General features: G+C 61.6%; 7 protein-coding genes. 4 read left to right on the forward strand and 3 right to left on the reverse strand.

What is annotated here, in order from left to right; translation table 11 throughout:
* Nucleotide 1: 1 nt before the first annotated feature.
* From A3EC_RS0109570 to A3EC_RS12590, 4 genes are read left to right on the forward strand one after another with little or no spacing between them, the layout of a single operon-like run.
* On the forward strand, nucleotides 2–2278 hold the full coding sequence (locus A3EC_RS0109570; RefSeq protein ID WP_018024966.1) for an MMPL family transporter: 2277 nt from the start codon (nucleotides 2–4) through the stop codon (nucleotides 2276–2278).
* Nucleotides 2279–2306: 28 nt separating this feature from the next.
* Nucleotides 2307–3368, forward strand: coding sequence for a lysylphosphatidylglycerol synthase transmembrane domain-containing protein (locus A3EC_RS12060; protein WP_018024967.1), 1062 nt, complete (start codon nucleotides 2307–2309; stop codon nucleotides 3366–3368).
* 17 nt (nucleotides 3369–3385) lie between these two features.
* Nucleotides 3386–3781, forward strand: coding sequence for a DUF3054 domain-containing protein (locus tag A3EC_RS0109580; protein ID WP_018024968.1), 396 nt, complete (start codon nucleotides 3386–3388; stop codon nucleotides 3779–3781).
* A 24-nt stretch (nucleotides 3782–3805) separates the two neighbouring features.
* Nucleotides 3806–5155 (forward strand): glycosyltransferase 87 family protein, encoded by a 1350-nt coding sequence (locus tag A3EC_RS12590; RefSeq protein WP_018024969.1) that lies wholly within the window; start codon nucleotides 3806–3808, stop codon nucleotides 5153–5155.
* A gap of 800 nt (nucleotides 5156–5955) precedes the next feature.
* On the opposite strand, the gene A3EC_RS0109595 is transcribed toward A3EC_RS12590, so the two are convergent.
* The 3 genes from A3EC_RS0109595 to A3EC_RS0109605 are packed head-to-tail and all read right to left on the reverse strand — an operon-like array spanning nucleotide 5956 to nucleotide 14367.
* A complete protein-coding gene (locus A3EC_RS0109595; protein ID WP_018024971.1) occupies nucleotides 5956–7506 on the reverse strand; it encodes an acyl-CoA carboxylase subunit beta in 1551 nt (516 codons plus the stop codon).
* Between the two features lie 6 nt (nucleotides 7507–7512).
* The gene (gene pks13, locus A3EC_RS0109600; protein WP_018024972.1) at nucleotides 7513–12504 is read right to left on the reverse strand and encodes a polyketide synthase Pks13; all 4992 of its coding nucleotides are present in this window, start codon (nucleotides 12502–12504) and stop codon (nucleotides 7513–7515) included.
* A gap of 27 nt (nucleotides 12505–12531) precedes the next feature.
* Nucleotides 12532–14367 carry an AMP-binding protein gene (locus A3EC_RS0109605; RefSeq protein ID WP_018024973.1) on the reverse strand — a complete coding sequence of 612 codons (1836 nt, stop codon included), beginning with the start codon at nucleotides 14365–14367 and terminating at the stop codon, nucleotides 12532–12534.
* Between the last annotated feature and the right edge of the window lie 209 nt (nucleotides 14368–14576).

Here is a 14576-nt window from a genome sequence, read left to right on the forward strand (position 1 = left end):
CGTGTTCAACCTTTGGGGCGACCTCGCCTACCGCCACCGCAAACTGATGCCCGTGGTCATCATTGCGATCATCGGTGCACTGTACTTTTTTGCGGGCACAAAGCTAGACGAACGCATGAGCACCGAGGGTTGGGACGACCCAGGTTCCTCCTCCACCGCCGCCGCCCGCATCGAAGCGGAAACCTTTGGCCGCGACTCCTCCGGCGACGTCGTCGTGCTCTACCACGCCCCAGAAGGCAAAACTGTCGACGACCCAGAGTTCGCGGCGAAGGTGTCGCGCTCCCTGGAGGCGCTGAAAACTGAGCATGCCGACGCGGTGAAGCAGGTCACCAGCTACCACACCACCCGCGCGGCGAAAATGGCGACGCAGGACCGGCAGACCGCCTTCGCGTCCGTTGGCCTGCAGGGCGATAAAGAAGAGGTGCTGCAGAACTACCGGAAGATTAAGGACGCCCTGCCGGTTGACGGCGTGGACACCGAAATCGCTGGCGCTACCCCAGTGGCCGACGCCCTCGACGAAGGCATGGGCAAAGACATCCAGCGCGCCGAACTGATTGGCCTGCCGCTGGTGGCGCTGCTCCTGCTGTTCGTGTTCGGTTCCGCAGTCGCCGCGGTGATGCCGCTGCTGGTGGGCATCTTGTCGATTCTCGGGTCGCTCGGCATTTTGTCGCTCATCGCGTCGGTCACCACGGTGAATACGTTCGCCCAATCCGTCGTCACGCTCCTTGGTCTTGGCCTTGCCATTGACTACGGCCTGTTCATGGTCTCGCGCTTCCGGGAGGAACTCGCCGAGGACGCCGAGGTGCCGGACGCGGTGCGCACCGCCACGGCAACGGCCGGTAAAACGGTGGTGTTCTCTGCACTGATGGTGATTGTGGCGCTGTCCGGTCTGTTCCTATTCCCGCAGGCCTTCCTGCAGTCGGTGGCCTATGGCGCGATTGCGGCGGTCGGTTTGGCGGCGCTGCTGGCAATTACCGTGCTGCCGGCGGTGCTGGGGCTGCTGGGCAAGAATATTGACCGGTTGGCTATCCGCAAGGTCGGCCACACGAAGGTGGAGGCGACCCATTCTTTCTGGGGCAAGATCCCGGCGTGGGCGATGCGCCACTCCAAGGTGATGGCGGCGTCGCTGGTTGGCTTGCTGTTGCTGTTGACGTTCCCGCTGGTGGGCATCAAATTCGGCGGTATTAATGAGACGTATCTGCCGCCGAAGAATGAGACCCGGCAGGCGCAGGAGCACTTCAATGAGCTGTTCCCGGAGTTCCGGACGGAGCCGGTGCGTGTGGTGGTGGCGAACGCCGAGCCGCAGCAGTTCGTGGAGGTGTACCAGAAAGCCAATGAAGTTGAGGGGCTGACGGGTCGGTTCACGGTGGCGCGGGAGACGGTCAACGGCACCACGGTGATTTCCGCGGGTATTGCCGACCGTGCCGATTACACGCGCGTGGTGCATGAGCTGGAGGCCATTGAGGCGCCGGAGGGCGCGCAGGTGTACATCGGTGGCACCCCGGCGATGGAAGTTGAGTCGCTGGATGCGCTGATGGCGAAGCTGCCATGGATGGCGCTGTACATGATTATTGCCACGCTGATTCTGTTGGCGGCGATGTTCGGTTCGGTGATTTTGCCGATTAAGGCAATCATTATGAACTTCTTGGGGTTGGGCGCCACTTTGGGCTTGTTGACGTTGATGTTCGTCGATGGCGTCGGCGCGAATCTGCTGGGCTACTCCCCTGGCCCACTGATGAGCCCAGTATTGGTGCTGATTATCGCCATTGTCTACGGCCTATCCACCGACTATGAGGTGTTCCTGCTGTCCCGAATGGTGGAGGCCCGCGAGCGCGGCGCCACCACAGAGCAGGCGATCCGCTACGGCACCGCGAATACCGGCAATATCATTACCGCCGCGGCCGTCATCATGATTGTGGTGGCTGGCGCCTTCGGTTTCAGTGACATCGTCATGATGAAGTACATCGCCTTCGGCATGATTGCCGCGCTGGTGCTGGACGCCACCATCATCCGAATGTTGCTGGTCCCGGCGGTCATGAAACTGCTGGCCGACGATAACTGGTGGGCGCCGCGTTGGGTGAAGCAGGTCTCTAAGTTCATTGGCCACCAGGAAGAGTTACCGCAGGCCACTGCGCTTTTCGACGCAATGGACGACGAGAACGCCACCAAGGCTCTCCCGCCGGCTCCTCGGCACGCGGATGCACAGCCGATTACCGTCGCGGAGCTGATGGCCCGGCAACAGCAGCAACTCCGCGAACTGCCACCAGGGCGCCGTTAGCTGGCCCTGCGGTATCGGGCATCTTGGCATGAAAGCGAAGCTGGCGGCACTCTGGCGACAAAGCTGGTTCCGGTGGGGACTCGGCCTTGTCCTCGCCGTGGTCGCGGCCTACCTGCTGTGGGATAACGCCCAGTTTGTGCAGGACGGCTGGCACGTTCTTGTCCGAGCTGACCTGCGCTGGATTGCCGCGGGCATCGCGATGCAAGCGCTCGCAATGTACGCAATGGCGGAAGTGATGCGCCTACTGCTTCGCACCGCTGACGTGCCCGCCACCCGGCGCGGGACCAACTCCCTGGTGCTGGCAGCCAACGCATGGTCCGCGACCGCGCCGGGTGGGCCCGTGTTCGCCACCGCCCTATCCTTCCGGCAACAACAAAAATGGGGCGCGCCCGTTGTGGTGGTCAGCTGGCAGATCATGCTGTCCGGCGCGATGAGCGCACTCGGGCTGGCCTCGCTGGCCATCATTAGTTTCTTTTTCTTCGACACGAATTTCTCACCCCGCATGGTCGTCGGCCCGCTGATCGCGATTGCGGTGCTCTCGGCGCTGATGTGGTGGGCAAGCCGGAATACACCGCAATTGAAAAAGTGGGCAATTTCGGTGGTCCAATACGTCAATAAGCTCCCTGGTGGGCGGCCCGGAAGGGGTGAACAGGGCGTTGCGGACGCGGTGGACGCCCTGACGACGGTGAAGTTGTCGCCCGGCCGGTTGCTGCGGGTGTTTGCGTGGTCGCTGACGAATTGGCTCGCTGACCTGCTGTGTTTGTGGTTTGCAGCGCTAGCTGTCGGTGTGGATTTGTCGCTCGGCGGGGCGCTGCTCGCGTTCGTCGGCGGGAAAATTGCTGGTTCCGTGCCCGTCACCCCGGGTGGGATCGGGACCGTCGAAGCTGTACTTACCGGCGCGCTGGTTGCGGCTGGGGCACCTACTTCGGGGGCATTCGCGGCGACCCTGGCCTACCGCATGGTGTCGTTTGTGCTGGTCGCGGCTGTGGGTTGGGTGTGCTTCTTCCTACTGTTTCGAGGCAAGAACGCGGCGCGGGGTACGGTTGGCGACGAGGCCACTTCACAGGGCACTACCAAAACAACTTCTTAGGACACTGAGGAATCAGTATGACTGTTGTCAAAAGTGACGCAGAAAGCGGCCGCCTGATGCCGCTGGTCTGGGACGTCGCCGCCATTGTGCTATTCGCAATTTTCGCACGGCTGGCGCACCAAACCGCAGAAGAACCATTCACCTTCATTAATGTGCTGAACACGCTCTGGCCATTCCTGATTGGTGTGATTATCGGCTGGGCGGCCGCTGGGCTCGCTAACTCCCGTTTGGACTCCCTCGCGCCATCCGGCATTATTGTCTGGATTGCTACCGTGATTACCGGGCTGGGCATTTGGTCGATTCGCAATGGCGAAGTGCCCCACTGGTCCTTCATTCTGGTAGCAACTGCGATGAGCGGCCTACTGCTGCTCGGATGGCGGCTTGCGGCATTGGGTCTGCGACGCCGCAGCTAGTTTCTTAGAAAGGCCCACGCCACCGTGTTCGACTCTTTGCGCAACAACCGCGCATTGCCCATCGCCTTGAATGGGCTGGTTGTTCTTCTCGCCATTTGGCTGTTTTTCCGCGTCGGATTCGGCGGCATTGACCTGCGTGTATACCGCGAAGGTGCGCTGACACTGTGGCACACCCCAGAAGTGCTGTACGAAGGGCATGTCGGGCCGGATGATGGCCCGCGCCTGCCGTTCACTTACCCACCGTTCGCGGCGATGCTCTTCCTGCCGTTGGCGGCACTGCCGCAGAATGTCGCCTACCTGTTGCTGCTGGTCGCAAGCGTGGCGGTGGCGTTTGCCGTGGCGTGGGATTTCACGTCACGGTTGCAGCGGCTCCTGCCGAACTGGGGGCATCTGCTGAACCCGTTCATGGTCGGGCTGATTTTCCTGATCTCTGGGCCGGTGCGCGACTCCATGGACTTCGGGCAGATTAACGTGCTGCTGCTCGGCGCGGCGTACCTGACCTTCGTGCGTTTCCGGTCGCTGGTGCCGTTTGCGGTGGTCGTCGGTGTGTGCGCGGGCATTAAGCTGACGCCGCTGGCGCTGCTGGTGGCACCATTTGCGATGCGTCAGTGGCGTGCCACCGCAATTGGTGTCGCGAGTTTCATTGGCACGCAGCTGGTGAGCTTGGCGTTCGTGCCAAGCAACACCATCGACTACTGGACCCGTGTCATCGTTGACCCGGCCCGTATTGGCAACCCGGGCTTCATTGAAAATGTGTCTATTCAAGGCGTGCTTGCGCGTATTGACGCTTCCAAGCTCGCGTGGGTAGCTGCCGCAGCCGTGGTTGGCTTGCTGATTTTGGCCGTGATGTGGGCAATGGCCTCGGCCGACAAGGCCGCACACTTTGACCGTGTGACGCTAATTGCGCTGGCGAACTTGGCGTCGTTGCTGCTGTCGCCAGTGAGCTGGACCCACCACTGGGTCTGGTGGCCAATGATTGGTTATGCCTGGCTGCAGGTGTGCCAGTACTACTGGCACCAAGTGCGCGCTTCGCGGGGCGTTGATGCTGGCGCTGGCGGCGCTGGCGGCAGCGCGGTTGGCTGTGGCGGTGACGCTGGGGGCCGCGTCTGGATGACCGCCGGTACCGCCCGCGCTTTGACCTGGATTATTGTGGTCGCGCTGACGCTGTCGCTCATTGTGGTGTTCATTGAACCGCGCTACATCATGCAACAGTTCAACTACTTCACGTGGGAGAACCGCTACCCGCCGGTGGCGTATGTGCTGCCGGCTATCCCAATTTTCGGCTGCACAATCGCCATTCTCGCGGCGCTGCCACTGCTGAAGCCAGCAGCTGCCACCGACCGCAATTCGGAAGAAGTTCCAGCTGCGGCATAGTCCGCACGGCGGCAGCAAGCTGCCTGCCGCGTCCTTTAGAGCGCTCCGCATCTGCGCGCCTCGCTTTGCCGGTCACCGTTTCGGTGGCCGGCTTTTTCGTGCGCCTTCGTCGGAAGTCGAGCTATTGACCTGGGCGGATCACTCTCGCACTGCCAAGAACCAAGAAGTGTCAGCAGTCGAGCAATGTTGGCAGTGCGAAAGTGATCATCGAGCCGGCTCGTACCAAAAACCCGTCCAACGCAGCACGCCAATCCGACAAAAGCAATGCCAAAACGACTTCCCCACCTGCGCGGATCACTTTCGCACTGCCAAAGTGGGACACTTTCGTGAATCTCGAACGTCATGGCAGTGGCTAAGTGATCCCAAGCCCCAGATGGCAGCGCCCACCACCAGATGACCTGGGCCGATCACTTTCGCACTGCCAAGAACCAGGAACCGATAGCAGTCGAGCACTGTTGGCAGTGCGAAAGTGATCACCGAGCCAGCTCGTACCAAAAACCCGGCCAACGCAGCACGCCAATCCGACTGAAGTCCCAAGTAAGAGGCCCACAGCGACTGCGCGAGTTCTACCCCAAAACGGCAAAGCGACGCACCGCAACGTCAAAAAGCAAAATGCCAGCCGCTCCGCGGCTGACAGTAAGACCATTAGAGGGGCGTAAAGCACATAGTCGCAAGCGCCACGGGGTTCGCTCACCTGGGCAGATCACTTTCGCACTGCCAAAGTGGGAGACATTCGTGAATCTCGACAGTTATGGCAGTGCGAAAGTGATCATTACGTCAAAAAGCCCTAACGCCCCGACCTACAGCGGCGCAATCAGGTGGCGCTTCGGGTTGTCGGCCTTTTCCTTCGTGCGCAGCTGGCGCAGCGCCTGGCGCAGCCGCACGCGGGTCTCCGACGGCTGAATCATCGCGTCAACGTAACCGCGCTCTGCCGCCATGTACGGGCTGGTCATGTTCTCGTTGTAGAAGCTCATGAACATCGCCTTCGCCATCGGCCGCTGCTCCTCCGGCATCTCCGCAAGCTGACGGCCATAAACCATCACGGCCGCAGCATCGGCACCCATCACCGCAATCTGCGCAGTTGGCCACGCAAAGTTCATGTCGGCGCCCATGTTCTTCGACCCCATCACCGCGTACGCACCGCCATAGGCCTTACGCACAATCACGGTGACAATCGGCACAGACGCCTCCACCATCGCGAAACCAAGCTTCGCACCACGGTGAATAATGCCCTGGCGTTCCTGCTCCACACCCGGCAAGTAACCCGGCGTATCCACAACGAACACCAGCGGGATGCGGTAAGCATTGCAGATACGGATGAAACGCGCGGCCTTCTCCGCCGCCGCGGCATCAATACAACCAGCCAGGTGCATCGGCTGGGACGCCACCACGCCAACACTGGAACCATCAATGCGGGCAAAACCGGTAATAATATTCGGCCCGTACTCCGGCATGACCTCGACAAAGTCTTCGGTGTCGAAGATGCGGACCAGCACGTCCATCATGTCGTAGCCCGCGTTCGGGTCATCCGGCAGCAGCGTGTCCAGTTCCAGGTCGCGGTCAGTTTCACTGTCGTCCGGTGCCCACACCTGCGGCACTGGCTCCCACACGGAGGTTGGCAGGTGGTCCAGCAGGTCCTTGACGTAGTCGAAGGCCTCGGACTCTTCCGCTGCGACGTAGGAGACGTTGCCGGCCGCGGCGGTTGCCTGCGCGCCACCAAGCTCCTGCGGGGTGATGTCCTCGCCGGTCACGGACTTAATCACCGCTGGGCCGGTCACATACATTTCGGTACGGCCATCAACGGCGACAACAAAGTCATTCGTCACCGGCGCATACACCGCGCCACCTGCACATTTACCGAGCATCAGGGAAATCTGCGGCGACTGACCCGACAGCGGCAACTGCCGCCGCGCAATCTCGGAGTACATCGCCAGCGACGTCACCGCATCCTGAATACGCGCGCCACCGGAATCCTGAATACCGACCACCGGGCAACCGAGCTGGCTTGCACGGTCCAGCAGGTTGCACACTTTCCGGCCGAAGGTCACACCAACGGAGCCACCATAAACGGTCTTGTCGTGTGCATACACCGCAATCGGCCGACCGCCGACCCGACCAAAGCCACACACCACACCGTCGGAGTAAGGCGCATCCGGGTCACCCGGGGTGCGACCCAAGGCACCGATTTCCACGAAGGAGCCTTCATCGACCAGCTGCGCGATGCGTTCACGCGGGCTGGTGTCGCCGGCTTCGTCGCGGCGCGCTTTCGCCCGCTCGGAGCCAGGGTCCTGCGCCTGCTCGAGCCGGGCGCGCAGGTCAGCTAGCTTTTCCGCCATGGTCGATGCGGTCACTGGTGTCTACTTCCCGTCGTTGTTTCCGTCGTCTTTTCCACCGCGGAGCTGCGCAATTCGTTCCGAAAGCCGCGCCCCGACGGTCGAAATTTCTGGCTCATCCACAACGGCAAGGTGGTCGCCGCGCAGCTGAACAATTTCCAAGTCTTCGACGATAGCCGACCAACCGCCATCTGGGTCAATCTGGGCGTAGCGCGGTTCCAGCTCCACGGCCCCGTCATGCATCCGCTCGGCACGGAATAGCACCACCGGCGCAGTGACATCGGCCCAATCCGCCAGCTCAACCTTGTCCAGCTCCCGGTTGTCGACAAACGACGCCCGCTGATGCTCCAGCACCCCGCCGGACAGGCCAGTGGTTCCCGAGTCCATCATCTTGAGCATTTCAAACAGCTGCTCAGTGAACGCTTCCTCACCCTGCTCTTCGAGCATGTCGTGCGGCACTTCCATCGCCAGACCATACGTCTTGTTGGCGAACGCGGCGTAGCGGTCCCAGCGTGCGTGCAGCTCTTCGGTGGTGTTTGGAATAGGTTCCGATGGCTTGACGGTATCCAGGAGGGCAATCAGGTCGACCGTTACTCCAAGTTCGGGCTTGTTGACGAGTTGGTGCGCAACTTCATACGCCAGAGCGCCACCGAGTGACCAGCCACCGAGCACAACCGGACGGCCATCGCTGTAGCGCTGAATATCCGTCAGGTACTGGGCGGCGCGGTCTTGAATGCCACCTTCGACACGCTCAATGCCGTAGACCGGTACGTCCTCTGGCAGGCGGCGCATCAGTGGCTGGTACACCGCGGAGGAGCCACCAGCTGGGTGGAAGAGGAATACCGATGGTGCGTCGGAGCCTTCCGCGCGTTCGCGCAGGACGCGAACATTGCCGTCGACGTCGGTTTCCAGGTGTGGTCGAACCACTTCCGCCAGTGACTCCAGCGTCTTGGCGCTGGTGACTGCGTCAACTGGAATGTCCGCGGCGACACGTTCGGACAGGCGGGCAGCCAGAGCGGTCGCGGTATCGTCATCAAGCTCAGGCAGTGCGTTCGTCACACCACCAGCAGATTTACCGGTGATGGTGGCCCAGGTACCGAAGACGAGGCGTTCGGTGGCGTCACGTGGCGCAACACCCAACCCTTCGACCGTCGAACCGGATGGCTCGGCGTCATTTTCGGCAGCCGGGTCAGACTTCGCGGCTGCTGCCACAGCTTCGGCAGCTGCGTCAGTGCCCTTCTGCTTATCGGCCACCATCTGCTCCACCAATGCGATGGAATCAGCGACGGAGGCATCACGCAGTGCCTGGACCTGCAGAGACGGCAGACCAAAGTCGTGCTCAATGCGGTTTTTAATCCGCATACCCATCAGGGAGTCCAAACCAAGGTCGATCAGTGGCAGTTCCAGCGGGAGGTCATCGATTTCGTAACCCATCGCTTCCGAAACAATGACACGCAGGTGATCGGCCACGCTCACGCCGGACTCTGGGGTCCACGCTGGTGCCGCCGCTGCAGTTGCGGTTGGCATACCCGGAGTGGACGGAGTCTGTTCGTCAACAAGCGCGGAAGTGGTACCGGTGGTGCCGCCGACTGGGCTGGCAACCTGGGCCACCGCGGCGTTGACCTCCGGCAGATTGCCCTTGACGACCGCGGCTTCCGCCAGCAGCGCCATTGGCTCACCCGCACTGAACACCTGGACGGTGGCACCGGCAAGGTTCGGGGTGACAATCGTGGTCAGGTCGCCGGAAGCAGGCAGCTCAGAGTACTCCTCCAGCGCAATGACCTGACCCGAAGGCAGCGACTGCTCCACCGCAGAATCAATTAGACCGCCAAGCGACGGCACGATTTCGGCGTGACCGGCAAACGCAATCCGACCATCCGGCAGCTGCACCTTCGACCCCGGCATAGCAGCCCGGCCCGACGAAGACGGGCGCGCCGCAGTCCAGTACTTCTGGTGCTTCCAGTGGACGCCCGGCACTGCCGCAGACTTACCCGGGCCAACCAGACGAGCAAGGTCAATGTCTTCGCCGAGGGCGTACAGCTTCGCCAGTGCGTCCAGCAGCGAGTCGGTGGCGTCTTCCTTGCGCTTCATCAGGTGAATCATGGTGCCGTCGACGCCCGCCATCATGGTGGTGATCATCGTTGGCATCAGCGCCACCGGGTTCGGGCTGAACTCCACAAAGGTGGTGTGGCCCTGCGCGGCCGCCAACGCAATCGCATCGGAGAACCACACTGGCTTCGAGGTGCAGCGCACGAAGTAGTCCGCAGTGTGCAGCGTTTCGCCGACCTTGTATTCGCGGCCGCGGTCCACCGAACTAAACAGTGGCACCTGCAGCGGCTGCGGCGTGATGTCGGAAATCTCAGCCCACAATTCCGCCAGAATTGGGTCCAGCATGGAGGTGTGGCCCGCGCCCTTCACATTCAGCAGGCGCGCGAACTTGCCCTGGCCTTCCAGGTATTCCACCATCGCGACGACCTTTGGTCGCGGGCCACCCACGGTGCACATGGTTGGCGCGGAGTACACGGCAGGTTCGACACCGGCGAAATCTGGGTGGTCGGCAATGAACTGGTCCAGCTCTTCGACGGAGAACTCCACCACAGCCATCGCACCGAGCTCATCTTCAGCGAGCATGCCTTCGCCCTCGCCCATCAGGCGGGAACGGTGGCAGGCGATGCGGATGGCATCGCGCCAGCTCAGGCCACCAGTGGCATAGGCGGCAGCGATTTCACCCATCGACATGCCCACCACGGCAGCTGGTTTCGCGCCGAGTTCATGCATCAAATCAATCAAGGCCAGCTGAATCGCGGTGATCCCGACCTGGGCAGTTTCCGTGCCGTAGGTCTGTTCGTCATCAAGCACCAGGTCAACCAACGACCACCCGGACTCAAAGCGGATGACCTCGTCGATGCGGTGCAGCGCGTTAGCGAAAAACGGTGACAGTTCGTACAGTTCCTTCGCCATCTTGCGGTGCTGGCCACCAAAACCGGAGAAAATCCACACCGGGCCGGCGGCGAGCGGCGCATCATTCGACGCGATTTCTGGGCTCTTCTGCCCCTCAGCGACCTTATCCAGCAGCGCAATTGCCTGCTCAGTGTCGCCAGCCGGAACCACCGCACGGGAGCGGCCGTTATTGCGCTTTGCCAGCGCGCGGGCGACGGTCACCAGGTCTGGGCCCTTGCGGCCGTTCGCGGTTTGCTCCCGCAGCCAGGTCGCCAGGTCCGCGGCAGCTAGGCGGCGGCGCGACGGCAACAGGCCAGAGACTGGCAGCAGCACAGCCTTCGGGTTCGGCAGGATTGGCAGCTGCTGTGGGTCAAGGTCTGGGCAGCCGATTTCCAGTTCCGCGGTCGTTGCGGTTGGTGAAATGGCTGGGGTCTTCTTCTTGCGTGGGGCTTCTTCCACCACGACGTGCGCGTTGGTGCCACCAAAGCCGAAGGCGGAAACACCGGCGACGGCCTTGCCGGAGTAGCGCGGCCACTCGCGTGGGTCCTCGACGACCTCTAGGCGGCCACCGTCGAAGTCAACGTATGGGTTCGGGCCGGCGTAGTGCAGCGACTGCGGTAGCGCATCTTCCTGCATCGCGCGCACGACCTTAATCAGGCCAGCGACACCGGCAGCGGCTTCCGTGTGACCAAAGTTGGTCTTTGCCGAGCCCAGCAGCGTTGGGGTGGTTGCTGGTCGGCCGTGGCCAAGCACGGTGGCCAGTGCGGACGCTTCAATTGGGTCACCGAGGATGGTGCCGGTGCCGTGCGCTTCAACGTAGTCGACCTTCGTTGGGTCAATACCGGCGTCGGCGTAGGCGCGGCGTAGGACGTCCACCTGCGCGTCTGGGTTAGGTGCGGTCAGGCCGTTGGAGCGGCCGTCGGAGTTCACCGCGGAGCCCTTAATCACGGCGAGGACATTGTCGCCGTCGCGTTCGGCATCTTCCAGGCGCTTCAGGATGACAACGCCGGCGCCGTCGGAGCGGACGAAGCCGTCTGCGTCGTTGGAGAAGGCGTGGATTTTGCCGGTTGGGCTGAACACGCCGAGTTGGCCAAAAGCGGTGGTGGCGAATGGGTTCGCCAGAATGTTGACGCCACCTGCGACGGCAACTTCAGCTTCTTGCATGCGCAGCGCCTGGGCGGCCTGGTGGATGGCCACCAGAGAGGAGGAGCATGCGGTGTCGACGGCGACGGATGGGCCGCGGAAGTCGAAAGCGTAGTTCAGGCGGTTGGCGATGATCGCGGTGGAGTTACCGGTCAGCGCATATGGGTGGGCGTGCTCCGGGTCGCCGGAAATGAGCATGCCGTAGTCATTGTTGGTGCTGCCCATGAATACGCCGACTGGTTCGCCGCGCAGGTCAGATGGTCGCAGCTGAGCGTGCTCGAGGGCTTCCCAGGTCAGTTCCAGCAGGATGCGCTGCTGGGGGTCCATGTTGGTGGCTTCCAGCGGCGATAGGCCGAAGAATTCTGGGTCGAAGCTTTCGATGTCGTCGAGGTAGCCGCCGCGGGTGTCGGTTTCGGCGAGCTTAGCGACGACGGTGTCCTGCATCGCGTATTCGGACCAGCGGCCTTCCGGCACCTCGGTGATCCCATCGCGGCCTTCAATGAGCATCGACCACATCTCGTCGACATTGTTGGCGCCTGGGTAGCGGCCGGCCATGCCGATGACGGCGATGTCCATGTCGGTTAGCGAGGAGTCCACGCGTTTGCGCAGCGCTGTCGCAGAAGCGTGCTTTTTGACGTAAGCAGCACTGTCGGCTTCTGCTTGCGCGGCGTCTGGTCCGTCAACAAGCCGTTGGGCAAGCAGGGAAATAGTCGGGTATTCGTAGGCCAATGTGGCGTCGAGTCGCACTCCGACGAGGTTTTCGAGTTCGCCGGAGAGGACCACGACATCGCGGGAGGACAGACCGAAGTCTTCCATTGGACGATCATCAGTGACCTCTGCGGCGTCTAAGCCAGTGTTGCTCACAATCCACGCGCGTAGCCATTCGCGGAGCTGAGAAACGGAGAGCTCAGTGCCAGCTTGAAAATCGTCCATGAAAGTTGTCGTCTTTCCTCTAACTAATTAATTGTCGAACTTGCCGTCAATAAAGGCCTGACGTGCTGGTCGACGTGCAATTTTACCTGCGGAGCTTCGTGGGATCAGGTTCTGGTCCACGATCCGTACATCGCTCGGGACGATGCCGTGCGTTGCAGATACTGCAGATCGAATTGCAGCGATAGCTTCTTCATCCCCTTCTGGGGTTGCATTGAAGTTTCTTTCTGCAATGATAACCAACTTTTCCACGTCGTCGCCCGGAATGGTAAACGCCGCGACCACAGCGGGCAGCACTTGCTTGGTAGCTGCTTCCGCGGTGTATTCCACGTCCTGTGGGTAGTGGTTACGGCCAGCGATGACAATCAGGTCCTTGATGCGACCAGTGATGTGGATTTCGTCGTACAGGAAGCAGCCTAGGTCGCCGGTGGCCACCCAGTTCGCATCGTCTGCGACGCCTTCGGCGCGGGAGTTTTCCGCGCGGCGGCCAGCGAGCTTGTTGTGGAACGCTTCTGCCGACTTTTCTGCGTCGGTGATGTAGCCTGCTGGGACGTTGTCACCGGTCAGCCACAGTTCACCAATCAGACCATCGTCGAGCTCAACCTTGGTTTCCGGGTCGACCACGATGAGGTGCTGCGGCTTCGCCACCGAGCCATTGGACATCAACGGCACCGAGTTCTCGGAGTTCGCCGCTACTTCTTGCGGCTTACCGGCGTTGAGGGAGTCGCGGTCCACCCAAGTCACGCGTGGATGCACGCCCAGCTGTGGCGTGGTGACCAGCAGCGTTGCTTCGGACAGGCCGTAGGACGGACGCAGTGCGTCGTCGCGCAGGCCGAATGGGGTGAAGTTCGCGAGGAATTCGCGGGTGGCCTTTTCGGTGACTGGCTCGGAGCCAATGACGATTGCTTCCACACCGGTCAGGTCCAAGGACTCGCCTTCGCCTGGCTTGCCGAAACGGTTGGCCAGCTCCAGTGCGAAGTTCGGGATGACGGTGTAGATGTGCTCTTCGTCATTGCGCTTGTTCATCTGTTCCAGCCAACGCTCTGGGTGCTGGATGAAGTCGCGTGGGCTCATCAAGGTCACTGGCAGGCCCATCGCCACCACGAGGGTGCCCAGCACGCAACCGAGGTTGTGGTGCATCGGCAGCCAGGTCACCAGGCGCAGCGGCAGCTTCAGGTGCACCGCACCGAATACCTGGAAGACGTTGGACAGCACCGAACGGCTGGTGATGTCGACGCCTTCTGGGTTGCGGGAGGAACCAGAGGTGAACATGAGGAATGCGCGGTCGTCGAGGCCCACTGCCCACTTCGGGTCTTCCGCGAAGGAGACGTAGGACTCCGCCAGAGAGCTTGGGATGGCGTCCACTGCGAGGATGCGCGGACGCTCGGCTGCTGGTCGGTCAGCGAACAGGGCACGAACCTGCGGTGCGGAGACCTTGTTGGTCAGCACAATATCCACTGGGACGCGTTCCAGCACGGAAGCAAGGTGGTCGCCGTGGCCCGGCTCCTTCGGGTCGTAGAGCGGCATGCCGGTCATACCGGCGTACATGGTGCCCAGGAAGCCGAAGAGGTACTCCGGGGAGTTTTCCATCAGGCAGGCAACCTTGGCACCTGGCTGACCAATCTGCTGCAGGCGGGCGGCGACAGCTTTGATGCGCTGGTTGACGTCCCGCTTGGTGTAAATTACCTGCTCGCCATCACGCGATTCGGAGTAGTCCCAGTACTCGATCTGTGGCTCGTCAGAGGTGCCGCGCATTTCGTTGACTGCGACCAGCATTTCTGCCAGGTTTGGGATGGAGAAGTCCGGCGGGAAGTTAAATTCGCCGTTTTCATCCAAAAACTGCTGCAACAGCATGTTCAGATCCATGGTGCTCCTAAGTTAGCTACGCGTGTTGGTTTATGGAATTTAGCTAGTAACGAAGCGCAGTCCGTTAGTAGTTACTTCGACTAAACGCTATCGCATATTACTTTTGCTGTAGAAACTCTTTGCAAAACTACTCGGTTTTCATACATTTCCGGTAATCGTGCTAACCCCGCGCGGCAAAAGGCCAGCGAATCAACTGGCCACGCCACCGG

Origin of the sequence: Corynebacterium ulceribovis DSM 45146 (genome assembly GCF_000372445.1) — a bacterium.
In the GTDB taxonomy this organism is placed as follows: domain Bacteria; phylum Actinomycetota; class Actinomycetes; order Mycobacteriales; family Mycobacteriaceae; genus Corynebacterium; species Corynebacterium ulceribovis.

Bases quoted from the DNA above. Each gene is read 5' to 3' on its own strand.
- A3EC_RS0109580 (WP_018024968.1), top strand. From the start codon at position 3,386: ATGACTGTTGTCAAAAGTGACGCAGAAAGCGGCCGCCTGATGCCGCTG.
- pks13 (WP_018024972.1), bottom strand. From the start codon at position 12,504: ATGGACGATTTTCAAGCTGGCACTGAGCTCTCCGTTTCTCAGCTCCGC.
- A3EC_RS0109605 (WP_018024973.1), bottom strand. From the start codon at position 14,367: ATGGATCTGAACATGCTGTTGCAGCAGTTTTTGGATGAAAACGGCGAA.
- A3EC_RS12060 (WP_018024967.1), top strand. From the start codon at position 2,307: ATGAAAGCGAAGCTGGCGGCACTCTGGCGACAAAGCTGGTTCCGGTGG.